General features: G+C 33.7%; 23 protein-coding genes and 1 pseudogene. 18 read left to right on the forward strand and 6 right to left on the reverse strand.

All coding sequences use genetic code 11. The annotated features are described in order from the left end of the window. The first annotated feature begins 62 nt into the window (after positions 1-62). From LKACC16343_RS00575 to LKACC16343_RS00615, 10 genes are all read left to right on the forward strand, one after another. Positions 63-1,766 carry an MFS transporter gene (locus LKACC16343_RS00575; RefSeq protein ID WP_056952759.1) on the forward strand — a complete coding sequence of 568 codons (1,704 nt, stop codon included), beginning with the start codon at positions 63-65 and terminating at the stop codon, positions 1,764-1,766. A 139-nt stretch (positions 1,767-1,905) separates the two neighbouring features. Then, a complete protein-coding gene (locus LKACC16343_RS00580) occupies positions 1,906-2,241 on the forward strand; it encodes a bacteriocin immunity protein (protein ID WP_056952757.1) in 336 nt (111 codons plus the stop codon). A 223-nt stretch (positions 2,242-2,464) separates the two neighbouring features. After that, the gene (locus LKACC16343_RS00585; protein WP_056952755.1) at positions 2,465-3,043 is read left to right on the forward strand and encodes a hypothetical protein; all 579 of its coding nucleotides are present in this window, start codon (positions 2,465-2,467) and stop codon (positions 3,041-3,043) included. Next, entirely contained in the window at positions 3,040-3,330 is a 291-nt protein-coding gene (locus tag LKACC16343_RS00590; protein WP_056952753.1) for a hypothetical protein, read from the forward strand. Before LKACC16343_RS00585 ends, LKACC16343_RS00590 begins: the two co-directional genes overlap by 4 nt. 11 nt (positions 3,331-3,341) lie before the next feature. Next, positions 3,342-3,497 (forward strand): hypothetical protein, encoded by a 156-nt coding sequence (locus LKACC16343_RS14225; RefSeq protein WP_156638756.1) that lies wholly within the window; start codon positions 3,342-3,344, stop codon positions 3,495-3,497. After that, positions 3,487-4,785 carry a glycosyltransferase family 2 protein gene (locus LKACC16343_RS00595; protein WP_056952751.1) on the forward strand — a complete coding sequence of 433 codons (1,299 nt, stop codon included), beginning with the start codon at positions 3,487-3,489 and terminating at the stop codon, positions 4,783-4,785. The genes LKACC16343_RS14225 and LKACC16343_RS00595 overlap by 11 nt, the downstream gene beginning before the upstream one ends. A 15-nt stretch (positions 4,786-4,800) precedes the next feature. Continuing rightward, a complete protein-coding gene (locus LKACC16343_RS00600; protein WP_056952749.1) occupies positions 4,801-5,970 on the forward strand; it encodes a family 8 glycosyl hydrolase in 1,170 nt (389 codons plus the stop codon). 309 nt (positions 5,971-6,279) lie between these two features. Then, entirely contained in the window at positions 6,280-8,208 is a 1,929-nt protein-coding gene (locus LKACC16343_RS00605) for a M13 family metallopeptidase (protein WP_056952748.1), read from the forward strand. A 93-nt stretch (positions 8,209-8,301) separates the two neighbouring features. Further along, positions 8,302-9,123: a Cof-type HAD-IIB family hydrolase gene (locus tag LKACC16343_RS00610; RefSeq protein ID WP_056952746.1), complete on the forward strand. Its 822-nt coding sequence runs from the start codon at positions 8,302-8,304 to the stop codon at positions 9,121-9,123. Between the two features lie 164 nt (positions 9,124-9,287). Beyond that, positions 9,288-9,866, forward strand: a complete 579-nt coding sequence (locus LKACC16343_RS00615) for a helix-turn-helix transcriptional regulator (protein WP_056952744.1) — start codon at positions 9,288-9,290, stop codon at positions 9,864-9,866. Here LKACC16343_RS00615 and LKACC16343_RS00620 read toward each other — a convergent pair. The 3 genes from LKACC16343_RS00620 to LKACC16343_RS00630 all read right to left on the reverse strand — a co-directional run bounded on the left by LKACC16343_RS00620 (position 9,863) and on the right by LKACC16343_RS00630 (position 13,567). Then, a complete protein-coding gene (locus tag LKACC16343_RS00620; protein ID WP_056952742.1) occupies positions 9,863-10,639 on the reverse strand; it encodes a Cof-type HAD-IIB family hydrolase in 777 nt (258 codons plus the stop codon). The genes LKACC16343_RS00615 and LKACC16343_RS00620 overlap by 4 nt on opposite strands. Before the next feature lie 177 nt (positions 10,640-10,816). Next, positions 10,817-12,109 (reverse strand): SLAP domain-containing protein, encoded by a 1,293-nt coding sequence (locus LKACC16343_RS00625; RefSeq protein ID WP_056952741.1) that lies wholly within the window; start codon positions 12,107-12,109, stop codon positions 10,817-10,819. Positions 12,110-12,430: 321 nt separating this feature from the next. Further along, a complete protein-coding gene (locus LKACC16343_RS00630; RefSeq protein WP_056952740.1) occupies positions 12,431-13,567 on the reverse strand; it encodes a hypothetical protein in 1,137 nt (378 codons plus the stop codon). A gap of 319 nt (positions 13,568-13,886) precedes the next feature. On the opposite strand from LKACC16343_RS00630, the gene LKACC16343_RS00635 reads away from it, so the two are divergent. The 7 genes from LKACC16343_RS00635 (at position 13,887) to LKACC16343_RS00660 (ending at position 21,116) form a co-directional block, all read left to right on the forward strand. Next, the gene (locus tag LKACC16343_RS00635) at positions 13,887-14,252 is read left to right on the forward strand and encodes a helix-turn-helix domain-containing protein (RefSeq protein ID WP_056952996.1); all 366 of its coding nucleotides are present in this window, start codon (positions 13,887-13,889) and stop codon (positions 14,250-14,252) included. A 233-nt stretch (positions 14,253-14,485) separates the two neighbouring features. Then, positions 14,486-16,162: a glycoside hydrolase family 13 protein gene (locus tag LKACC16343_RS00640; RefSeq protein ID WP_087721241.1), complete on the forward strand. Its 1,677-nt coding sequence runs from the start codon at positions 14,486-14,488 to the stop codon at positions 16,160-16,162. A 20-nt stretch (positions 16,163-16,182) separates the two neighbouring features. Continuing rightward, a complete protein-coding gene (locus tag LKACC16343_RS00645) occupies positions 16,183-17,559 on the forward strand; it encodes an SLC45 family MFS transporter (RefSeq protein ID WP_056952738.1) in 1,377 nt (458 codons plus the stop codon). A 73-nt stretch (positions 17,560-17,632) separates the two neighbouring features. Then, positions 17,633-18,634, forward strand: coding sequence for a LacI family DNA-binding transcriptional regulator (locus LKACC16343_RS00650; protein WP_056952736.1), 1,002 nt, complete (start codon positions 17,633-17,635; stop codon positions 18,632-18,634). Between the two features lie 153 nt (positions 18,635-18,787). Further along, positions 18,788-20,068 carry an MFS transporter gene (locus tag LKACC16343_RS00655; protein ID WP_056952735.1) on the forward strand — a complete coding sequence of 427 codons (1,281 nt, stop codon included), beginning with the start codon at positions 18,788-18,790 and terminating at the stop codon, positions 20,066-20,068. A gap of 45 nt (positions 20,069-20,113) precedes the next feature. Beyond that, entirely contained in the window at positions 20,114-20,533 is a 420-nt protein-coding gene (locus LKACC16343_RS14455; protein ID WP_056952734.1) for a hypothetical protein, read from the forward strand. 52 nt (positions 20,534-20,585) lie between these two features. Then, positions 20,586-21,116, forward strand: a complete 531-nt coding sequence (locus tag LKACC16343_RS00660; RefSeq protein ID WP_025086134.1) for a PadR family transcriptional regulator — start codon at positions 20,586-20,588, stop codon at positions 21,114-21,116. A 48-nt stretch (positions 21,117-21,164) separates the two neighbouring features. Here LKACC16343_RS00660 and LKACC16343_RS00665 read toward each other — a convergent pair whose 3' ends face one another. Further along, entirely contained in the window at positions 21,165-21,737 is a 573-nt protein-coding gene (locus LKACC16343_RS00665) for a TetR/AcrR family transcriptional regulator C-terminal domain-containing protein (RefSeq protein WP_056952732.1), read from the reverse strand. A 132-nt stretch (positions 21,738-21,869) separates the two neighbouring features. On the opposite strand from LKACC16343_RS00665, the gene LKACC16343_RS00670 reads away from it, so the two are divergent. Further along, positions 21,870-22,718 carry an NAD(P)H-binding protein gene (locus LKACC16343_RS00670; protein ID WP_056952730.1) on the forward strand — a complete coding sequence of 283 codons (849 nt, stop codon included), beginning with the start codon at positions 21,870-21,872 and terminating at the stop codon, positions 22,716-22,718. A gap of 34 nt (positions 22,719-22,752) precedes the next feature. Here the strand turns inward: LKACC16343_RS00670 and LKACC16343_RS00675 are convergent, their stop codons facing one another. Both LKACC16343_RS00675 and LKACC16343_RS14460 read right to left on the reverse strand, forming a co-directional pair. Then, positions 22,753-23,136, reverse strand: a complete 384-nt coding sequence (locus LKACC16343_RS00675; protein ID WP_056952728.1) for a DUF2255 family protein — start codon at positions 23,134-23,136, stop codon at positions 22,753-22,755. Positions 23,137-23,148: 12 nt separating this feature from the next. Continuing rightward, a pseudogene (locus tag LKACC16343_RS14460) lies at positions 23,149-23,232 on the reverse strand (oxidoreductase); the annotation flags it as partial. Positions 23,233-23,261: the final 29 nt, after the last annotated feature.

Below are 23,261 nucleotides of genomic sequence, written 5' to 3' on the forward strand. Positions count from 1 at the left end.
GTTGAAACAAGTGTATCAAAAAAATACATAAGTTACAGCATAAAGACTTGAAGGTGAATATTATGACAATGAAAAAGAAACTGATTATCTTAACTTTATCGGTTATAGGTTTCTTAGTAATTTTGGATACAAATATTATGAATATCGCTATTCCGGAAATTCAATCAGGATTGCACGTATCTTTAACCGATTTATCTTGGGCTATTAATATCTATACAATTCTATTTGCTTCCTTTTTAATTCCATTTGGTCGAATTGGCGATATTGTTGGACATGTCAAGTTATTGAATATAGCTTTGATAGTATTCGCTATTGGATCAATGATTAGTGGTTTAGCTTCATCCTTGAATGTATTATTAATAGGCCGTTCAGTTCAAAGTATTGGTGCAGCAATAATGTTACCGTCAGGGATGATTTTAGGCTTCAGACAAGTTGAAAAAGATAGACGTAATAAAATAATTGCTATCTTTGCTGCTACACAAGCTTTAGGTGCCGCACTTGGACCTACAATTGGTGGTTTTATTTCTCAATATTTTGGTTGGCACTGGGTCTTTTTAATTAATATTCCATTAGTAGCAATTGTTTTAACAATGAATTTACTGTTACTTTCAATGAAGAATGAAGAGGTTAAGAAAATTAAGATTGATCTCAGTGGAACAATTTTAATTGCTGGATTTTTATTCTTGTTAACTTTATCGTTAGTAGAAGGTAAAAATTGGGGTTGGATCAGCTTTGAAACCATTGGTTGTTTGGTTTCGTCCTTACTATTATTCATGATTTTTCTTTATCATGAGCAACATAGTAGTGAGCCTATTATTCCATTGAAATTGTTTAAGAATCGCAATTATGTTGGTGCTAACGTAGTAATTTTGATTACCTTTATTGTTATGGCTAGTTTTATTGGCATCATTCCAACCTTTTTAACTAAAGTTATTGGTGTTTCAGAACTTCATGCTGCTTTATTAATTACTCCCATGTCAATTACGTTATTGTTCTCAACTCCAATCGCAACCAAATTGGTGGGGAAAGTTAACAGCAGGGTATTAGTAGGATTCGGTATTATTATTTTAGGCATCGCAGTATATTTTATGGGTCATTTAAATTTGAAAAATAGTTATAATCAACTTTACTTAGTTGATATCTTATTGGGCTTAGGCATTGGTTCAATAGCTGGGCCTGCCATGTCGATTGCAGTAGGTAGCCTAGAAGGAACAGAATTGACGGCAGCACAAAACGTACTGAATGTTGTTAGAAATATTGGTGTGATTATTGGTATTGCACTCTTTCTATCATTATTAGATGGCAATATTGATTCGGCCAAACAAAATGTTCATTCTTATGCGACTGATAGAATAGAGGATTCCAAGTTACCTAAGACAGTACAAAATAAAATGATTAATAGAGTTAAAGAAAATGATAGTACCAGTCAAATTAATTCACAAAGTATCAAACTACCACAGATAGGAACTGATCAAACAGTTAAATTGGCAAAAACTCAAACGAAAATCATTATCGGTACTAAATCCGATGCTGGTATAATTTTGCCAACGAAAATTAAGCAACAATTGTATCAAAAAGTTTTAATAGCAACACAGAATAAAGTTAAAACTATCAATCATGAATTGAAAGGCATCTTTAAGGATGTGAAGCAACATATTCATAATCAATTAACAGATGCATTTTTAAAGTTATATAAATGGGAATTGCCTTTTATCGTATGTGGATTTTTGACCATATTTATTTTTAAAGAAAAACAATACAAATAAAATAACGATTAATCTATATTTAAAATATATGAAAAATTCAATTAGTGTATTCATTGCTATTAATGTATATCAACAACAATAATTAGAATGTATTCAAATTTTTTGTTCGAAAAATATATTCTAATGGGGAAATATACGAATGAATAAGACGGAAAAACAAAGAGAATTAAGAGAGATAGATTTAAAACTTTTGGATCGATTAGAGGATGCTTACAATGGTCTTGAGGTTGAAAGATGGACGAAATTAAAAAAAGTACTTGGTCAATTTATTAACGAATTAAAAAATCAACAGAATATTGATCAAATTTCTTCATTAATATGTAAATACATTGCTAGTGAGTATATGAAAGACAGTGAGAACTTTCCTAAAGCTTTGATTGATTTATACTATGAAGCCAGAAGAATCAATTCTAAGTGTGAAGGTATTGAATGGAGTGCTACGCAAGCAGGTCTAACTTGGTTCGAAAGAATTTAATGGATACGGATAAATTAATAAGCCAACCACAAAACTATTGTTGTGGTTGGCTTTTGTTTTATAATAAATGAAGTGGTTCAAAAAATAGAAAATTAAAGTTATTTTTAGTAGGTCAATTTTTTCCAAATGTGGTAGACAATCATTTTGACAATGCCTAATAATTATTGTTAACTAGATTGATTGGAATGAATTGATAAATATTTTTATAAATGAGGATGAGTGAATGAAGTTTAAATCAGTCGACAACATGGTCTTTGTGGGGATGCTCCTGATATTGATTTATCAGTATACCTTATTGTACTTAAGTGTCATTGATGGATCATGGTTGAACTTCTTGATTGTATCGTTAGTATTCATTTTAGGATTACTTTTGGGACGGACAACATACATTATCTTAGGAAGTGTTCTGTCATTTGTCAGCATGTGTGCTGGAGGATTAATGTTGATGATTCCCTATACTAGAGAATTGTACTTGTGGCCAGCGGTTGCTTTATTGACAATTACACCATTAACTACCTACTTAATGTATTTATTAGATCACCAATTATTGAAGCGGAAAGCTTTGGCTGCTGAATTAGCACAGTTACAACAGGAAAAACCTGATTTGGAAGTGATTACGGGCGCTTTGAATGCACGAGCCTTAAATATTGCTGTTGCTAGAGAGTTGAAACTAGTCTTCTATCATGAAGAAGATTATCGTTTTACTTTAACGATGGTCAAAATAGATTTTCTTGAAAACATAGTTAATTCTTGGGTAATCAAAAATTCAATCGTTTGTTACGAGCAACTGCAGAACATTTGAATGGAATGTTATTTACGGTTGATCATTTGTACTATATTGGTGCTGGTAGATTTGTTATCTTATCACCAATGTTGGGTGCTGATAATGCACCAATTATGAAGAAAAAAATTAAGAGTCACATTGATGATATTGCTGAAGAATTTGGATTGGCTAGAAACGCGTTGGTGTTAAGAATGGGACAAATAACTTATTCTAGTCAAGATAGAGTTAAGAATCGTAATGTTGAGGATACGTTGACACAATTGGAACGTAGTGCAGAAACAGATATCGTTAAAGAATATCTCTGAGGGAGAATTAGATGGTCTTAGGAAGCTTAAATTGGCTCTTTTCATTCAGTTTAGTAGTTACAATTATTTTTGGAATTGTCATTGTTATCTTATCGATCAGTTGGTGGCAAATCTTTAAGTTAACTATCCGTCGTTTTAATACGGAGGATAAACAGCATGATCGATAATTTATATGTCATCGCAATAATTACCATTTGGTTATCGATTTTTATGACCGTAGTTACTTTAAGTGGTGGGGTAATTTTTATTTTCAAACATTTACAGCATACTAATATTGATAATTTACCGCCATTAAAACGTTATCCAAGGGTAACTTTAGTAGTACCAGCTCATAATGAGGAATTGGTAATTCAAGATACAGTACAATCAATTTTGCGTCTAAATTATCCACTTGATCGGTTTGAACTGTTAGTCTATGCCGACAATTGTAATGATCATACAGCTGATAGAGTTCGTGAATTAAAACAGATCAAAGAGTTTAAGAATCATAATTTTCGAGTTATTGAAAGAACTGGTACTGGTGGGAAAGCTGGAGTCCTAAATGATGCCTTAAAAGTGTCGACAGGTGAGTATTTGGGTGTTTACGATGCTGACGCGGCACCAGAAAAGAATGCACTTTATTTTCTAGTTCAGAAGGTTTTAGAGAATCCTGAACGTTATGCTGCGGCATTTGGTCGTAACAAGACACGTAATTACCAGCAAAATTTCTTAACTCGCTGTATTAACTTGGAGATCGTCAATACACAAAGAATTCAACATACAGGTCTTTGGCAGCTTTTTAAAATTGGTCGAATACCGGGAACCAATTTCATTATCAATAAGAAAATAGTTCAATCGATTGGTGGTTGGAATAATGGTGCCTTAACAGAAGATACTGCTATTTCGTTTAGTTTAATGCGTTCTGGAAAATTGATTGCTTTGGCACATCGAGCTGAAGCTTTCCAACAAGAACCTGAAACGCTTTTTGCTTATTACAATCAACGTAAACGTTGGGCTCGTGGTAATTATGAGGTCATTTTGGATAATTTAAAGCATCTGTTTGATCGCACATCTTGGCGAATCAAATTGGAAGTTTTCTATTATGTTTGTACATTTTTCTGGTTCAATGCCGCAATTATTATTTCAAATACGATTTTTATTTTGAATATGATCTTAGCGGGAGTGCAGACTATCTTTCCACAAGTTCATCAATTGGTATCGCTGGGAACACCGCTATCAGTTCTATTTATGGTTAACTGGCTAATGATGTTTTTCCTATATTTGTTACAGATGAATATTGCCTTAGCAAGTGATTATGGACAAGAGACGGTGAAGAATTTCTTCTATACGTTAGTCTCATACTTTACCTATGCGCAACTATTTATCATCGTTTCAATTGCAGCCTTTTGGGCCATTTTACGAGATAAAATTACTGGTAAACGTCATACGCAATGGTATAAGACACAAAGATTTTAATGGGGGAAAAGTAATTTGAAGGAACATAAGTATCAGTGGCTGCTTAGTGGACTGATTATTTTGGTTGCTTTCGCAATTGGAACCGCAATTTATAATACTCAGTCACCACAGAGTACCTCGAATGTTAGTACGGCAACTATTAAGTCTCGTTATCGTACTTGGAAGAAAGCTTATTTAAAAGGTTCTGGTCAACAAAGGTATGTTAAGACTAATACTGCTAAGAAAGCACAGACTCTTTCTGAGGCTCAGGGTTATGGGATGCTGATTACTGTTATGGCAGCTAAACAAGGCTTTGGGAGTCAAAAATCGTTTGATCAGTTAACTCGTTATTATTTAGCCCACCAGATTAGTACGGATAATCCTTTGATGTCATGGCGTCAAAATCAAAAAGATGGCAAAATGCTCAGCACTAAGGCAGAACAAACTAGTGCGACTGACGGTGATTTGGATATTGCTTATGCTCTGATTTTGGCAGATGAGAAGTGGGGCAGTAAAGGTGATTTGAAATATAATCAATTGGCTAATCAGCTGTTGAGTGCTATTAAGAAATATGAGATCAATCCTACGACGAATTTGCCACGAGTTGGTGATTGGGCAACTGCCAGTAAATCAGCTGATTTGGTTAGAACATCTGATTTAATGACGGCTTATTTCCGTAAGTTTGCCAGTTATACTAAAGATGGCAGTTGGACAAGAGTAGTTCAAAGTAGTCAGAATGCCTTAAAAAAATTGAGCAATCAACATAAAACTGGTTTGATGGCTGATTTTGTTACTGTTAAAGGTAAACAATTGAAATTAGGTAGTGTTAAGGCTAACCAAGTAGCATCTCAGTATGATGCCCAGTATGGATTTAATGCCTGTCGAATACCGTGGCGAGTGGCTTATGATTATCAATTGAATCATAGTCAGACAAGTAAAGCCATCGCTCAAAAAATGTGTGATTTCTTTGCATCAAAGAAGAAAATTACGGCAGTTTATACTTTAAATGGTAAGGCAGTCGAGGCTTATACTAATATCGCTTTTACAGCTCCAGTGGCTTATGCATCTCAAGTACTTTCTGATCAGAAATTAAAACATAATTATACAAAATATTTAACAGCTGAAATACCGACAAATAATTATTATCCAGCTACTATTCAGATGATGATGTTATTGGCTAGCGGTAGTATCGGTCAGAATAAATAAGTATCATAATTGAATTTTTAGTAAAATTAAAAGACTAGACCAATTGTTTTGCAGTGTTAAAAAAGCTCAGTGTAGTGATCATTAAAAATGGTTACTATACTGGGCTTTCTTTGTGTTAATATAATTATGTTTCAATTTATAATTTTGAATTATTTAGGCATATACCAATTATACTTTATTTTTTAAGTTTACCTAATAATATTTATTAGAGAAATGTTAATTAAATTAATTATTCCTAAAATTTGTACTATTTTATTCCTAATTTGATGATATAATATAACAAAATTAGTTTAAGCGAAGGTGAATCAGGTGTTAAGAAGCAATATAATTGGAGGAGCCGGTAACATAATTAGTACCGAATCAACTAGCCTTAAAGATGATTTATATTTAGCAGTCAATGGTCATTGGTTAAGAAAGGCAGTTATACCTAAGGATTACCCACGTGTGGGTACCTTTCCCAATTTATTCTTTAATGTTGAAAAGAGTTTAAGAAGTGATCTGAATGGTTTCTTGTCAGGAACTGAACGCATTCAAGATAAAGTTATACTCCAGGCAGTTAAATTATATGAAATGGCATTGGAATTAAAAAAATCCAACGTTATTAAGAATGATTTAGAAAAAATAAATAATATGAATGATTTGAATGATTTGAGTAGTGAATTAAATTTTTTTATTGAAAATGATTTTATTTTGCCCTTAATTATAGAAGTTCATGAAAATATGAAAGACAATTCTCAGAAGTCATTTTATGCTGCCGGGGCTAAATTGATTTTGCCAGATAAAACTTATTATGATGCCGGTAATTCAATCGGTAAGCGATTACTGGATTTATATTCCCAAGCGGCTAAAGATTTACTGATCAAGTTAGGATATGATGATACATTTGTTTCTCAAACGGTTGAGAAGGCCCTAAAATTTGATCGCAGATTATTGCCAATGGTTAAGAATCCGGAAGAATGGGCAGATTATCCTAATATTTATAACCCTGTCTCTTTTATAGATTTTGGTAAAAAATCGAATTACATAGATTTACAAGCAATAATTAAGAATTTAATTGGTGATGAACCAAAACAAATAATTATTGGGGAACCACGTTACTTTAATCATTTTAATGAATTGGTTAATGATGATACATTTGATGAAGTTAAGGCATGGATGCTAGTTAGCTTTTTAATGAAGAATGCCGATTTGATTGATGAACCTAGTCGGCAGATTATTAGTCAATACAAAAGTGCATTGATGGGGGTTAACGGTGTAGAGAAGCGTGAAAAGTATGCTTGTCGCTTAACTACCAGTCTTTTTAGTGAACCAATTGGTATTTTTTATGGAAAAAAGCATTTTGGTAAAGGTGCTAAGAAGGATGTTCTTAGTATGGTTGCTAAAATTATTGATACATATAAAAAGAGATTGGCACAGAATGAATGGTTGAGTGAGGCTACTAAGAGAAATGCTATATTAAAATTAGATAAGATGATCGTTAAAATAGGCTATCCGGAAAAACTTGATTCACTTTACAATAAATTCATTATTGATACTGGAAAATCATTATATGAAAATGTTCGTCATTTAAGAATTTTAGAAATCCAAAATATGTTTGAACAATATTATAAGCCCTTTGATAGAGCCAAATGGAATATGTCTGGTTATGAAGTTAATGCAAGTTATAATCCCTCAGCCAATGATATAACGTTCCCGGCGGCCATACTCCAAAGACCATTTTATAATTTGAAACAAACCGTTAGTCAAAATTATGGTGGAATAGGCTCGGTAATAGCGCATGAAATTTCACATGCTTTTGATAACAATGGCGCTAAATTCGATGAACTAGGGAATATGAAGAACTGGTGGACTTCAAGGGATTATGAAAATTTTCAAAGTTTAACTCAGAAGATGATTGATCAGTTTGACGGTATTTCATATATGGGTAAAAAGGTTAATGGAGCTTTGGTAGTGAGTGAAAATATTGCTGACGTCGGGGGATTGGCCTGTGCTTTGGAAGTAGCTAAAGCACAACCAAATTTTAATTGTAAAGTGTTTTTTGTTAATTGGGCGCTTAATTGGCGAATTAAGTCAACTAAACAGGTTAATGAGATGCTTTTGTCGGTAGATGTGCATTCACCAGCACCCTTACGTTGTAATATTATTGCGCAGGATATGGATGATTTATATAAAGCTTTTGATATTAAAAAAACAGATGGCATGTGGTTGGATAAAACACAACGTCTGAATATTTGGTAATTTGACTCCCATTTTTTAGGAAAGCGTTTGCTTTTACTTACTCACTTCGATAGAGTGAATAGGTAAGCTTATAACTGAGAGGGATTTAAAAATATGTATAAAATGATTGTTTGTGATTTAGACGAAACTTTAATGAATGATGATGGTAGTTTGTCTGCTAAGAATGCAGAGGCCATTCAAGCTGCTGCAGCTAAGGGAGTTTATTTTGTTCCTAATTCAGGTCGAAGCTATACTTCTTTCCAAAATGATTTAGAGACAATGCACTTAAGAAATCAACCTAACCAATATTCAATTTCTTATAATGGTGGATTGATTTTGGAAAATAAGGATAATCGTCCTATAGCTATTAATGCGATGCCATTTGAAGTTGCTAAGACTGTTTTTGAAGCGGGAGCAGCCAATAAAAAGGCCGCTACACACGTATATACACAAGATAAGCTTTACATTTATAATCCAGTTCCTGAAGATTCAGCTTATTTGAAGAATCGCGGTGTTAGTTTCCAAGAGATGAAAAATGCTGATTTTGATCAATTCAAAGATGACAACATTATGAAAGTTATTATGGCTCTACCAACAATGCCTGAACGTAAACAAATGCGTGCTGACGTTGAAGCAAAAGTTGATCCTAAGAACTTGGCTGTAACTTATTCATCAGATCGCTATGTTGAATTCAACCCAGCCGGAATCGACAAAGGTAGTGCTTCAGTTCAATTAGGTGAATTATTAGGTATTAAACCAGAAGAAATTATTGCTGCGGGTGATAATAGTAATGATTTACCAATGCTTAAAGCTGTTGGTTTGCCAGTTAGTGTTGCTAACGGAATTGATAGTGTCAAAGAGGTCGCTAAATACATAACAGAAGCTGACAATAATCATGATGCTTTGGCTGAAGTTATCAATAAATTTGTTTTGTAATCAAAAAATGGAGGTAGGAATTGAAAAAATTCCTATCTCTATTTTTTAGTTTCGATTAAAATAATATAACACCGTTATGTCTTTAAAATGGTCGATGTCAAATAACTTTGATAGTGGAATAACTCCCGACAGTTTAATCTAAATAATTAAGGAGGTAGGAGTTAATGAAAGTACATGAGCAAATCAGAAAATATCGAAAGCAATTTAACTTTTCCCAAGAAGAATTAGCTGATAAGATTTATGTTTCTCGGCAAACAATTTCTAATTGGGAGAATAACAAGAGTTATCCCGATATTGAGAATCTACTTATTTTGAGTACATTATTCCATATCTCTATAGATGAACTGATAAAAGGGGATGTCGGAGTTATGCGAAAAGAAATCGATAATCATACTATGGATGTTTGGACGGGCGTCATGCTAATCTTTCTAATTTTAGGAGTAGTGGTTGGAATTCCACTGACCTACACTTTGTCATGGTGGGGCCTTGGTATAACCATTGTCTTATTAGCAATCGGTATGGGGGCTTCTATTAAAGTGGAGCTAATTAAGAAGAGACACAATATTAAGACCTTTAAAGAAATTGTAGCCTTTACAGAGAATAAGAGCCTTAATCCTGAAGAAAGGTTAAAGAGTCAAAAAGGTTATTGGAAAGAGCAGCTTTTGATGATAGTTGGATCAACAATTATTACTTTAGTATTGGCATTAGTTGTTTTGATTGTCACAAAATTGATTACGAATTAAATCAGATTGAAATGCTTTAAACCTTTCACGATGCCACCATTAATGTTTTCAGTAGTAATGTAAGTCGCGATGTCTTTAACTTCATTAATGCCATTTGCCATTGCAATACCGTAGTCAGCAAATTCAATCATTGGAATATCATTAGCACCATCACCAAAAGCATAGACTGTTTTATCTTTCATATTTAATTCTTCAAGTAAGTGTTTGATACCGCTCATTTTAGAGACACCTTTGGCAACTGTATCGAGCGAATGGTAGCCAGTATTATAGATTTGAAGTTCAGGAAATTCTTTTTGATATTTTTTACCGTCATCATCAGTAATGACAACGAACATTGGAATAGCGTCTTTCTTGTAGAAATCAGGATCAATTTCAGGAATTTCTAGTTTTAGTGCATGAAAGAACTCTTTAATAAAGGGCGTTTGAGCACTCAAAGAGTTTCTAGTGTGTGCATGCATAAAGAGGGAATCGCCATTTTTATGAGCCATATCTATTATATTTTTGATTACGTCAGGTTTAATATCATTGCTATAAATGGTTTTACCTTGAGATTCGACCAAGGCACCGTTTAAGGTAACGTAAGTATCAATACCAGTAACACTTGTGGCTGCTTCAATTTCAATAGGCGCACGTCCAGTACAGATAACAGGTAAATAATCATTTTCCTTTAACTGACGAACAGCAGAAGCAACTGAATCTTCGACTTGAGATTGGTTATTTAGTAGGGTTCCGTCTAGATCAAAAAATACGTTTCCTTTATAATTTGTTTGCAAAAGATCACCAACTTAATTTTTATTTGTGTACTCGTAATATCTTAACATATGGAAAAATGATACCGAGGGCATTTATTTCAGTTCAAAATAAAAAACAACATCAATTTTGATTGCTTAATACATACAGAGTGTATTGAGTTTTCTAAAAAGATGCTGTTTTTCATAGTGTGTTAAAAACTATTTAATTACGTCAGTAGCAAAAGTTGGTTCAATCGCAGCAGCATACTTTAAGCCACTTACAATTGTATTACCACCAGCATAATCTTGAATCGATCCGTCATTGAAGGGGAGCCATTCGTTAGTTGAAACTTGAACAAAGTATTGACCCTTACTATTTTGAACGGAGCGGTTAACTCTCCAAGAACTACCTTTTGGAAGTGTTCTAGTTAACGAGTTAGTTGAAGTGTCATACAGTGTAATATCTTTATTTAGAGTAATGGTAATAGGACCGTTGGAGTAGATACTATTGGAACTGCCTTCATAGCCACCGTTAGTTACCCATTGATTAGTTGCGACACGATAATAGATATAATGATTCATTGTCTTTTTCTGATCAGTATGCCATGAAGAGCCAGCTGGTAGAGTTTTACCAGTATTATTACCATTATCATCAAGAATGTATGAAGCACTGTACAAATTGATAGTTGTATTTACAGGGGTACTTTGTCCAACGGTATTTGAAGTACCTTTGACCTGAATATTTTTAACAGGTACGTATTCATTAGTAGCAACTTGATAATAGTTATTCATACCAATACCGATAACTTTGCCTAACTTCCAAGAAGAACCAACAGGTAGAGTTACTCCAGATAAATGACCAGTTTCGTCTACAATTTGTGCAGGGTAAGTTACCGTACCAATTTGACCTGAAGCGTTAGTATCAGTACTTGTGTTAGTGTTGCTTTGGTTGTTAGCAGGCTTAGCAATGCTTGTTTTAATGCCATTTTCAAGTGCATATTCGTTATTTCCAACTTGATAGTAGGTATTCATGCCAATATTGTACATGTTGCCTAATCTCCAAGATGAGCCGGCAGGTAAAGTTCTACCAGTTGGATTTCCTTGAGCATCAACTAATTTAACGGCATAGCTCAAAGTACCGATTTGATTATCAACAGCTGGTTTAACCATAGTTGGATTTACAACGGGCATACCATCAGTAAGAGTAATGTGTTCGGAACTAATGTAATTGTTAGTAGCAACTTCATAATATCTTTGTCCATTGATAAGAACAGATTTACCTAATTTCCAAGATGATTTACCAGAAAGGAAGAGACTTGTTTGCTTACCATTGGCATCAACGGTGTAGGCACCACCATAATCAACAGTACCAATTGGATTTTTAATGGTATTGTCTGTAGTAGTTGTGGCAGCTTGAACTGGAGTGGTTGTATTATTTGAAATGTTTCCTAAAACTGTTGGTGCTATTAAAACAGCTAGTGTTGAAGCTAAGATGATTCTTTTCTTATTCATTTTTGTATCCCCTTAATGTGAAAAATATAATTTCTAAAAAATAAATAGGTGACCCTGTAACTTACCCTTTATGTCTATGATTTTAGGTGAAATATAGTTGGATAATGATAAATCTTTCATTTCTTTAATAATTCTTAGACAATAAATGATAACTTAGAGGTCGATAAAATCCAGTTCCATTAATCACCCTTTCCATATATATTTTATGCAACGAATAGGTAATTAATGCATTTTGTCGTAAACGATACTTTTCATATCATAAACAGTAATTAGACGAAAAGGACACATAATCTATTTACGGATTATGTGTCCTTTGACAGTTTATTGGGCTACTTGTTCGTTGATAATTTGACCAGCCTCAGAATCAGTTAAATATTTAATACTGGAACTAATACCGACAACAGAGGGACCCGCTTTAGTAGTTATGGTTGAAGCAGCATTTTTAGGATTGGCAGTATCAACTCTAGTGAAAATATCGACTTGGTTTTGTGGTAGATCAGTTGAAGAAATAGTGTCACTTGTTTTTTGGTATTTTGTTGTTTGACCAGCGCCGATTCGGATCAATTCTTTTTTGTTAGTAAAGAGATATAAATAACCAAGACTATCACCACTAGCGACAGTGTCACGTGATAACTGATACCCAGCTTGAGCAGCTTCTCTTTTTTGTAAGGCATAAGTTGAATTTTGATTTAAAGAGATTAGTGAATATTTACTCAAATCCTGAATAGCTGAACGTTCAAAACTACTATAACGGTGTTGATAAAGGTAACCATCCTTTACTAAAAGCTTTCCAGAATCATTGGCACTAGTCGTTGTTTCAGGAGCAATCCAAGTTCCATTAAGATTGCTTACATCTAAATGTTTAGCTGATTTTTTGTTTTGGGTGTCAACAAAGGATTTACCACGTTCAATAGTGGTGGTTTGCTCAACATCCATGTATTGAATATCAATGGCATATAGTTTGTGACCTTTAGCAACAAATGCCTGATTTAGCATTAAATCACCAATTTCAGGTTTTAGAAAAATAAGATCAGTCATCTTACTAATTTCGAATTTAGCACCTAGAGCTTTCAGAGCTTCATTAACTTGTTTGACAGACATATAGTGAAGCTTTTTTTGGTATGATTCCATATATTGTTTACGTGATAGTTTCTTCCATTCGGAGAAAGATGTTTGTTTGTATCCTGTAGCAATAGATTTGAATTCACCTTTTGAAGTAGTCCATAAATCTAAATCATTGGCTTTAGTTACGACGGAAGTATCCATTTTGCCGGAAACTCCAAATCTGGTTTGTTTAGAATTAATGGCTTCGTTGAAAATCCAAGTTTTGGAATCAGCATTGATGATTTTTTTGGTGTTCGTTTTAATATCATAGGAAGTGGACTTATGTTTAGCAATACTACACCCAGAAATAAAAAATAAAATAAAGGTTAAAATAAATAGACTTGATTTACGCATAGAGACTCCTAATAATTTATTACAAGTATTATCGCTTTATTATAAGAATGATGACAGGGTCAATTTAATATAAATTAATATGGATATATTTTTTTAAATTAGATAAATGATATTGTAACGACGTTATGCATGGTGCAACTTAGAAAGCAAACCATCAAAGTCTGATTTATCAGCATCAATAATTAGTTCCGCAAACTAAAGTTGCGCTAGTTAATGATTTTTAAACGCAAATATGATTGATTTTTTGCTTGTTTATGGTTAACGGCTATACGAAAATATAATTATGAAGATGAAATTTGTGTAGAGGGCGGGATTGAAGATGATTGAGTTTTCAAATCAATTAAAGAAATATAGAACTGATCGTGGAATTACCCAAGATGAGTTGGCCGGTAAATTGTATGTGACTAGACAAGCTATTTCGAAGTGGGAGTCAGGTGAGTCGACACCTGATATGAATAACTTAGTTAAGTTATCTGATATATTTAATGTTAGCTTAGATGCTTTGGTTTTAGGAAAGCAGGAGAATTCAAAGATTGATCCAAATGAATTCACGTTTGATCCGATTCATAATAAGTATGTCAGAAAATATGGCAAAATGAATTTTTGGGATTTTTTGTCGAAGAATCCTTGGGTGATTGTTTTGTTAGCCATTGTTCTATTTTGGGGAGTAATGTTTATACACTGATTCATGTTTTTACCCATGGTAACGTGATACGAGAAATTCTATTGAATTCAAATTACTAGATAAAATTATTTTTATAAAATAAATAATAGCTCGCGGCTAAGCACCGTGGGCTATTTTAGTTTTAAAATTGTCTTTTTACGCAAACGTTTGCTTGACAAAATATCTGCAAGGGCTTACATTAAATTACGCAAACGTTTGCTTTGCTAAAATAATTAAAGCGAGGATGATTGATTTTGAATAAATGGTGGCAAAATGCAGTTGTATATCAAGTATACCCAGCTAGTTATCAAGATAGTAACGGCGATGGAATTGGAGATTTACCAGGTATTACTAAACGATTAGATTATATTAAAAAGCTAGGCGTCGATATTGTGTGGTTGAGTCCTATTTATAAATCACCTCAAGTCGACAATGGTTATGATATTTCGGATTATAGAGCAATTAATCCTGATTTTGGTAACATGGAAGACTTTGATAAATTACTCAGCAAGGCTCACAAATTAGGCTTGAAGATTATGATGGATTTAGTTGTCAATCATACATCAGATGAACATAAATGGTTCCAAGAATCCCGGAAGGGTAAAGATAATCCATATCGTGATTATTATATTTGGCGTGATGGTAAAGATGGAAAAGCACCAAATAATTGGGGTTCATTCTTTACAGGACCAGCATGGAAATATGATGAACAAACTGGTCAGTATTATCTACACTTGTTTGCTCCACAACAACCCGACTTGAATTGGGAAAACAAAAATGTTCGTCATTCCGTTTATGACATGATGAACTGGTGGGCTGATAAAGGGGTAGATGGTTTCAGAATGGATGTTATCAATTACATTTCTAAGCCAGAAGGATTACCTGATGTTAAGAAAGCACCTGATGAATTATATGGAAATCCAGAACCAGTCGTTGCCAATGGACATCGAATTCACGAATTTTTACAAGAAATGAATCAAAATGTCATGAGCAAACATAAGATGGTTACGGTTGGTGAAGCGCCAGCAGTTACAACGGACGAGGCTAAAAAATATTCCAACCTAGATGGCAAAGAATTGGATATGGTTTTCCAATTTGAACATGTGGGTTTAGATAGCAATTCCAATCCAGCACTGGGACGTTGGTCCGATAAAAAGACGTCACTTACTGATCTTCGTGAGAATTTGACGAAATGGCAAACAGCATTAGCTGGTAAAGCTTGGAATTCATTATATTGGAATAATCACGATCAACCAAGAGTTGTTTCACGTTTTGGTGACGATAGTACTGAAGAGAAACGTGTTTTAAGTGCCAAGATGTTAGCAACTATGCTTCATTTCCAGCAGGGAACTCCTTTCGTATTTGAAGGAGAGGAAATTGGAATGACAAATGCTTACTTTGATAAATTAAGTGATTACGTGGATCTTGATAGTATTAATGCATATCACCAAATAGTCGATGAACAACATCTTCTAGATGGGAAAACAATGTTGAAGTATATGGGAATGCACAGTCGTGATAATGCTAGAACTCCAATGCAATGGGATGACAGCAATAATGCTGGATTCTCAGACGGCACACCATGGGAACACATTAATAAACAATATAAAGAAATTAATGTAAAGAAAGCTTTGACTGATCCGGATTCAATATTCTACTATTATCAAAAGATAATTAAGCTACGCCATGAATTACCTGTCATGGTTGATGGTAGTTATGCTTTGGTTAAAGACAATCAAAATGATCCTGACGTATATGCTTACACTAGAAAAGATAATGATACAACATTGTTGGTAGTACTAAATTATACGGATAAAAAACTAAAGAGACATTTTGATGTTCCAGAAGATGCCAAGATACTAATTAGCAATTATGCCGATTCTCAAGGTGATACATTGCGTCCATATGAAGCAAAAGTTTATCAATTTTAATAAGATAGAAGGAACTAGATATGGAGTCAACAGAAAAAGTAAAAACAACTTCGGCTAAGAAAAAAGAAAAATCATTAGGCTTCGATAATGCTTTGCCAAAGTTGCCAATGAAGACAATCCTTGCAATGACCTTTGGTTGTATTGGTGTCAATATGGCGTTTACATTGCAAGGTTCACAAATGAGTAGAATTACTCAAACAATTGGTGTTAATCCTAATAGTTTGGGATGGTTCTTCTTGTTGCCACCACTATTAGGGATGTTTGTTCAACCATTATTAGGTAAGTATTCTGACAGTACTTGGACTCGCTGGGGCAGAAGAATTCCCTACTTAATTGTAGGTGCTCCGATAACGGTTGTTGTTATGGTATTACTACCATTTACCGGATCATTTGGATTCGGATATGGATCAATGACAGCACTGATTTATGCGGCTATAGCGATTGCATTAATGGATTTATTTAGTAATGTTTGTTTAGCACCATACAAAATGTTAGCCGGAGATATGGTTAACGAAGATCAAAAGAACCTTGCTTGGTCATGGCAACAAATATTTAGTTATGCCGGTGGTATTTTAGCAGCCTTGTTACCATTTATACTTACAAAAATGGGTATCGCAAATACTGCTGCTAAAGGACAAGTTCCATTAACTGTTATTTGGGCATATTTAATTGGTGCCGCTATGTTATTGATTACTAGTGTGGTAACAATTCTCAATGTTAAGGAATATAATCCTGAAACATATGCTAAGTATCATAAGATTAAGTCAGATGCACAAAAAGTTACACCAAGTTTATGGAAATTATTGAAGAAAGCTCCAAGAGCATTTTGGGAATTATCAGTAGTTCAATTATTTAGTTGGATCGGTATTATGTACACTTGGACATACGCAACAGGTGCCATGGCCAATAATATTTGGCACACAACTAATCCAGCATCTGCCGGATTCCAAGCAGCTGGTAATTGGTATGGTGTTATGACAGCCTTTTATAGTGTTGCAGCTTTGATCTGGGGACTATTTTATGCCAAAACAAAAGCTAATCAACGTAAATTATGGTATTCAGTAGGATTGTTTGCTGACGCTATCAGTATCATTATTGTTGCCACTACGCATAGTCAGTGGATTGCATTGATTGCCTTTGCATTATATGGAATTGGTAACTTTACTATTAATACATTGCCATTTACTATGTTAACAACATCATTAGATGGTAAAAATAATGGATCATACTTAGGATTATTCAATATTGCGGTTTGTTTACCACAAATTATTGGTTCATTAGCAAGTTTCGTTATCTTCCCAATGGTCGGTAGTAGCCAAAGCATGATGATGATTATTGGATTTGTAGCTATGGTAATTGGTGGCTTTTCAGTAGCTATTGTCCATGAAGGTAAATAGTAAAAATTCACTATTCAAAAGTGAAGTAAACGATTAAAATATTGTTGTAAGCAAATACAAAGAGGGTGGATGAATGTCAGCGACAATAAAAGATATTGCAAATAAAGTTGGAGTAGCACCGTCCACTGTCTCTCGGGTTTTGTCTAATAAGACTAAGTATTATAATTCTTTGACGGCTGAGAAGGTAAAAAAAGCCGCAGAGGAATTAGGATATAAAAAAAATCAAGCGGCCGTTGAGCTGGTAAAAAGAGAAAGTAACGTAATTGCAGCAGTAGTTAGTTCTGTAAAAACCAATTTTGCTGGGGAAATAATTGATGGAATTCAAGAAGAAGCACTAAAGCATGGTTATGATTTGATAGTAGTTTATGCCGGAAGTGCCGATTCTGATGAACAAAAAAGAGCTCTATTAACGGTCATTGAAAGACCCGTGATGGGAATATTATTACTTTCGATAGCGCTTGGAGAAGATAATCTGAAATTATTGAAAGAATCACAAATTCCTTATTGCTTCTTATCAATGGCTTTTGATGATAAAAGGCCTTTCATCAGTTCAGATGATGAAGAAGTTGGTTATAAAGCAACAAAATTATTAATTGATAAAGGTCATCGAAAAATTGGCCTAGCTGGAATTGATAAATATCCCTATACAGGTCGTTTAAGATTAAAGGGTTATAAGAGAGCTTTAGATGAAGCTGGTATTGTTTCAAAAGAAGATTGGATACAGACTGGTGATTACAGTTATCTATCTGGCGAAAAGGCGATGGATCAATATGGAAAAGATACTGACTTGACTGGTATTGTTGCTGTCAGTGATATGGTGGCAATTGGTCTATTGAATAAAGCTAGAAATTTAGGATTGAATGTTCCTGAAGATTTATCTATCGTAAGTATTGACGGTACAGAAATGTGTAGGATCGTACAGCCACAATTGACAAGTGTTTCTCAAAATTTCTTTGAAATGGGCAAGAGTGGAGTACAAAGAATTGAAGATATAAAGAAGCATAAGAAGTTGGCACACCTTCAACAGATGATTCCAACTCGTATAGAAGAACGACAAAGTATCAAAGGTATCTAAAAGGAGTAGTTGTAACCTAAATGGTTATAACTACTCCTTTTTTGTGTGATATATTTTATGCAATTAATTTTTCATATTGACAAGTATAGTATTAACAATTATAGTATGAACATCAATTGATATTATACTTGTTAATATGAAAAGAGAATAAAGATGAAAATAAAACAAATATTATTAATTTTGACAATGTGTATTGGAACTTTTCTGTGTATGCTTGATACAACAGTTATGAATATTGCTTTACCGGCAATTCAATCTAGTATGAATGTTCCTTTGACAAGTTTGTCTTGGGCGTTAAACATTTATACTATTACTTTCGCAGCTTTAACAATTCCTTTATCAAGATTGGCAGATATTTGGGGACGGAATAAAATTTATTTAGTAGGGTTATTAATTTTTGCAAGTGGGTCCTTTGTTTCAGGAATAGCAAACGTCCCAACTGTTTTAATCATTGGCCGTGGTATTCAAAGTATTGGTGCAGCAATTGTTTTTCCAACTAGTATGACGATTGCCATTGATACGATTGATCAAAAACATCGTAGTAAAGCACTTTTAACAATTGGATTGACACAAGGATTAGCAGCAACCTTGGGACCAACAATTGGTGGTGTGGTTACCCAATTCATGGGATGGCGTTGGGTGTTCTACATCAATTTACCGTTAGTGGTTTTAGCAATTGTCGGTGTTATTTTACAATTGCCATTGAGTCATGAGAAAAAGATTGATGCCAAAATTGATGTTGGTGGCATGATATCTTTGATGGTGACATTGTTTTCATTAGCTTTGGGGTTAACACAAGGAAATGATTGGGGATGGATGAATTATCGAATTATTTCTTTAACGTTAATAACAATTGTCAGTTTTATAATATTTATTATTATCGAAAAAAGAGTCACTGATCCTATGATCCGACTAGATTTGTTTAAGAATCGACAATTTTCTGGCTCGGCATTAACAGTAGTTTTAGCAGGGCTTTTATTAGTAGCTGTAATGGTTATTATGCCAACGTTTTTTACACAAGTACAAGGAAAGACTGAATTGATCGCTGCTTTACTAATAACACCAGCATCACTAATGATATTCTTAGTATCCCCAATAACAGGAATAATAGTAGAAAAATTTGGACCGAGATTAATAATTTTTATTGGATTCTTAAGTATGTCAATGGGATACGCTGTTTTAGGATCTGTTAATTCTGAATATTATTGGCAAATCCTTTTGGGATTAATCTTAATAGGTTTTGGTTACGGGACCGTGATTGGACCCATAACGGTTTTAGCGGCATCTGATTTCAAAGGAGAAAAATTGTCGGCATCTCAAAGTGTCATGGGAGTGTTACGACAAATTGGTAATATAATTGCAGTGGCAATTTTTGTATCTATGTTGACAACTAATGTCAGCAAAGCTAAGGAAAATGCTTGGACTGACGCTTAGAAGCTGATTAGTACAAGTGAATTAACATCAACTTCTAAAAAAGACATGTTAAAGGTAACTCATAGCCATTTTGAATCTAGTGATGCCAAAACAAATGGAAATGATGAAAAAGGAATATCTGAAACTAAGGAACAGCGATTAATTCAAGCCAATGTTGCTGAGGCATTAAGAAAGGCTAAAATTAGTCAGTTGTCGGATCAACAAGGAGAACAGGTTAAAGAACAGATTACATCTGAAGTTACTAATGAAATTAAGGAAATGGTAAAAAAGGATAATCGAATAATCAATCGAGATGCTAATAAAATCAGTAAAAATGCTAACCATTTAATCAGTAAGGCATTTTTGAGCCTCTATTTTATGGCATTACCATTTACAATAATGTTTATACCAGTCTGTTTGTTATTTTATAAACGTGATGAATATAAAAAAATATTAATGAAGAGTAAGAGAGATATTAATGATTAATTTTAATCCGTGTGTTAGTCTAAAATTATTAATGAAGAGGAGCTAGATCATCGTGAAGAGTCGACAAATTGTGCTAGGAATTTTAATGAGATCACCACAAACTGGATATGATATAACTCAAATGTTTCAAACAAGTTTTGCCTTCTTTTTCGATAGTTCATCGGGAATGGTTTATCCAGTACTTCGCAAATTAGAAAAAGAAGGAAAAGTTACTAAAGAGGTCGTTCCACAAGATGGAAAACCAGATAAAAATCTTTACACTATTACTCAAAAGGGAAAAGAAGAGTTTACTGAATATTTAAGTTCTCCAGTTGAAAGGCAAATAAAAAAATCTGATTTTCTGGCTCGTTTGATGTTTGGTGACTATATGGAACCAGATCAGCTACGAGAGATAATCGAAGATTATGTTCGAAAAGAAAAAGAAGAAACTGAGTTGCTTAGTGAACGTTTAGAAAAGTACATCAATAAGTCAAGCCGTAAAATGACGGATACGGAGACATTGGCTTACGAGTATGGTGTCGAAGCAAATAAATTTCAAGTGGAATTTTTCGAGAAATGGCTTGAGAATCATCCTAAAATATAAAATTAGGCAATAAGAAAGAACCCTGCTAACTAATTTAGCAGGGTTCTTTTATTTGAAGATTTTTGAATTTCTAAAAGAATAATTTTGATAAGCCGCTTTCAAAAATTCAGGCGTGTGTTGATATTGGAAAGTGGCTAATTCTTCTATAGTAATAGAAGATAAATTATTGAGCCATTCGTTGAATAGTCCCATACTGCCGTACGAGTGGTACTTAATAGCATATTCTTGTTCAGATGTTAATTTAGTTTGATAAAAATCTTCTACGGCTGCTTTAGCCGAAACTATATTGAATTTCTGAATATATTGATTTATCGAATTTTGAGAGTGATCGGTATAAGTTCGTTGGTAAAAAGTTTTTCGCTTTTCCATTTGAATTAGGTTTCTTTTAATACTGGCAATCGAATATTCCGGTTCTTTGTCTCCATAAATTAAAGAGAAATCATATAGAAAAATCCAAGCTACTAATTCATATTTATCATGAAAATGGTAATAAAAAGTTTGAGGAATGGTGTCGCATCTTTTGCAGAGATTGACGATTCGAATTTTATCCATGGGGATGTTTTTTAACATTTCTTCTAATTTTTTGGCGAACAATAATTTAGTTTGATTTTTAAGCGTCATGGTTAACCTTCTATTTATATAAAAGTGTAATTATATCTAATTTTTATACATTCTGGCATTTTTGTATAATGAAAAGTCTTAGGAATGTCGTTAGTATTATCAACATGTCAAAAGTAAGAAGGAGAAATTACTATGAATATTATGATAACCGGAGCAAGTGGTGAATATGGTAATTATGCCATCGATTACTTGAAGAAATTTGCACCAGAGGCTAATTTGTTTGGATTGGTTAGAAATGAGACTAAGGGTGAGGTGTTAAAAGCTAAAGGTGTTAGTGTCAGAATTGGTGATTACACGGACGCCAATTCTATGATTGATGCTCTTAAAGGAATTGATCGTCTACTTTTTGTGTCAGTCTCTAGACCTAATATTCAACAAAATGTTGTTCAAGCGGCTCAAGTCAACCACGTAAAATATATTGCTTATACAAGTATTTCTCATCCTGAGTATTCAAAATTTGGATTAGAAACTATTCATAAACAAACGGAGAATTGGATTAAAGAAACAGGTATTCCTCATACCTTTTTACGAAATAGTTGGTATACGGAGTTAAATCAAGCTTTATTCGATTATGCTGTTAAAACAAGACAATTTCCGTATTTCGCTAAAGAAGGTAATCTGTCTTTTGCTTTAAAGAGAGAGTATGCCGAAGCTGGGGCTAGAGTTATTGCTAACGGAAATTATGGTGAAGTACTTGATTTAGCAGGTGAACCTAAATCTTATCACCAAATAGCCTTTGCCACTCAAGAGGCCTTGAATACAAAATTAGATATCGAAGAGATTCCAGCTAGCAAATTTGTTTCCACACTAGAAAGTTCCGGAATTCCTGCACAGTGGGTTTCGGTTTCAGAAGCTTATCAGGAATATACACTAAAGGGCAATAATGGTGAGGATAAGGCTGATACAGCAGATTTCGAAAAGATATTAGGTCATCCGTTAATGAATTTGTCATCAGCAATTAAAGAATTAATCAATAAATAGAAAAAATCCCCTAGATAAAATCTAGAGGAATTTTTTATTTGGGAATAACTTCAATAGTAGTGCTACGAGGTCCTGCCTGAATCATTGGTGGAAAGTAAGGACTATTTTGATATTTATCGCGATAACCTTGATCCACCAAATCATTAATTTTATCATTATGTAACTTTTCAAAAATCACTTCATGATTGGAACCAGCTAAGAAAATTCGTCCACCTTGTTGTTGAATAGCAGAACGATACCAACGGGAATTTTGACCATTCCAAGCGCGGATAAATAATTTATCGTCGACAACGACCGACCAGATCCAAGTTGGTGTTCCGTAGGTTTTACCATCACTATAAAATGGCGAGACTCTAAAATCATCAGCTTCGGCAAAATTTTGTAACTGTTCGAATGTCCATTTGTTTTCACTCGTCATAATTTTACCTAATTACCAAGGTTGGTTTGTTGGACCAACGGTAAACTCACTAACATTAGTATCTTCTGGTTGATTGATAGCAAAGGCAACATGATTGGGTCCAATTTGATATTAACCATATTTAT

It is taken from the genome of Companilactobacillus bobalius, from assembly GCF_002179915.1.
GTDB lineage: Bacteria > Bacillota > Bacilli > Lactobacillales > Lactobacillaceae > Companilactobacillus > Companilactobacillus bobalius.

Excerpts from the sequence above, each read along its gene's own strand:
- LKACC16343_RS00575 (WP_056952759.1), top strand. The coding sequence starts at position 63 with ATGACAATGAAAAAGAAACTGATTATCTTAACTTTATCGGTTATAGGT.
- LKACC16343_RS00580 (WP_056952757.1), top strand. The coding sequence starts at position 1,906 with ATGAATAAGACGGAAAAACAAAGAGAATTAAGAGAGATAGATTTAAAA.
- LKACC16343_RS00585 (WP_056952755.1), top strand. The coding sequence starts at position 2,465 with ATGAAGTTTAAATCAGTCGACAACATGGTCTTTGTGGGGATGCTCCTG.
- LKACC16343_RS14225 (WP_156638756.1), top strand. The coding sequence starts at position 3,342 with ATGGTCTTAGGAAGCTTAAATTGGCTCTTTTCATTCAGTTTAGTAGTT.
- LKACC16343_RS00595 (WP_056952751.1), top strand. The coding sequence starts at position 3,487 with ATGATCGATAATTTATATGTCATCGCAATAATTACCATTTGGTTATCG.
- LKACC16343_RS00610 (WP_056952746.1), top strand. The coding sequence starts at position 8,302 with ATGTATAAAATGATTGTTTGTGATTTAGACGAAACTTTAATGAATGAT.
- LKACC16343_RS00615 (WP_056952744.1), top strand. The coding sequence starts at position 9,288 with ATGAAAGTACATGAGCAAATCAGAAAATATCGAAAGCAATTTAACTTT.
- LKACC16343_RS00625 (WP_056952741.1), bottom strand. The coding sequence starts at position 12,109 with ATGAATAAGAAAAGAATCATCTTAGCTTCAACACTAGCTGTTTTAATA.
- LKACC16343_RS00630 (WP_056952740.1), bottom strand. The coding sequence starts at position 13,567 with ATGCGTAAATCAAGTCTATTTATTTTAACCTTTATTTTATTTTTTATT.
- LKACC16343_RS00635 (WP_056952996.1), top strand. The coding sequence starts at position 13,887 with ATGATTGAGTTTTCAAATCAATTAAAGAAATATAGAACTGATCGTGGA.
- LKACC16343_RS00645 (WP_056952738.1), top strand. The coding sequence starts at position 16,183 with ATGGAGTCAACAGAAAAAGTAAAAACAACTTCGGCTAAGAAAAAAGAA.
- LKACC16343_RS00650 (WP_056952736.1), top strand. The coding sequence starts at position 17,633 with ATGTCAGCGACAATAAAAGATATTGCAAATAAAGTTGGAGTAGCACCG.
- LKACC16343_RS00655 (WP_056952735.1), top strand. The coding sequence starts at position 18,788 with ATGAAAATAAAACAAATATTATTAATTTTGACAATGTGTATTGGAACT.
- LKACC16343_RS14455 (WP_056952734.1), top strand. The coding sequence starts at position 20,114 with ATGTTAAAGGTAACTCATAGCCATTTTGAATCTAGTGATGCCAAAACA.
- LKACC16343_RS00665 (WP_056952732.1), bottom strand. The coding sequence starts at position 21,737 with ATGACGCTTAAAAATCAAACTAAATTATTGTTCGCCAAAAAATTAGAA.
- LKACC16343_RS00670 (WP_056952730.1), top strand. The coding sequence starts at position 21,870 with ATGAATATTATGATAACCGGAGCAAGTGGTGAATATGGTAATTATGCC.
- LKACC16343_RS00675 (WP_056952728.1), bottom strand. The coding sequence starts at position 23,136 with ATGACGAGTGAAAACAAATGGACATTCGAACAGTTACAAAATTTTGCC.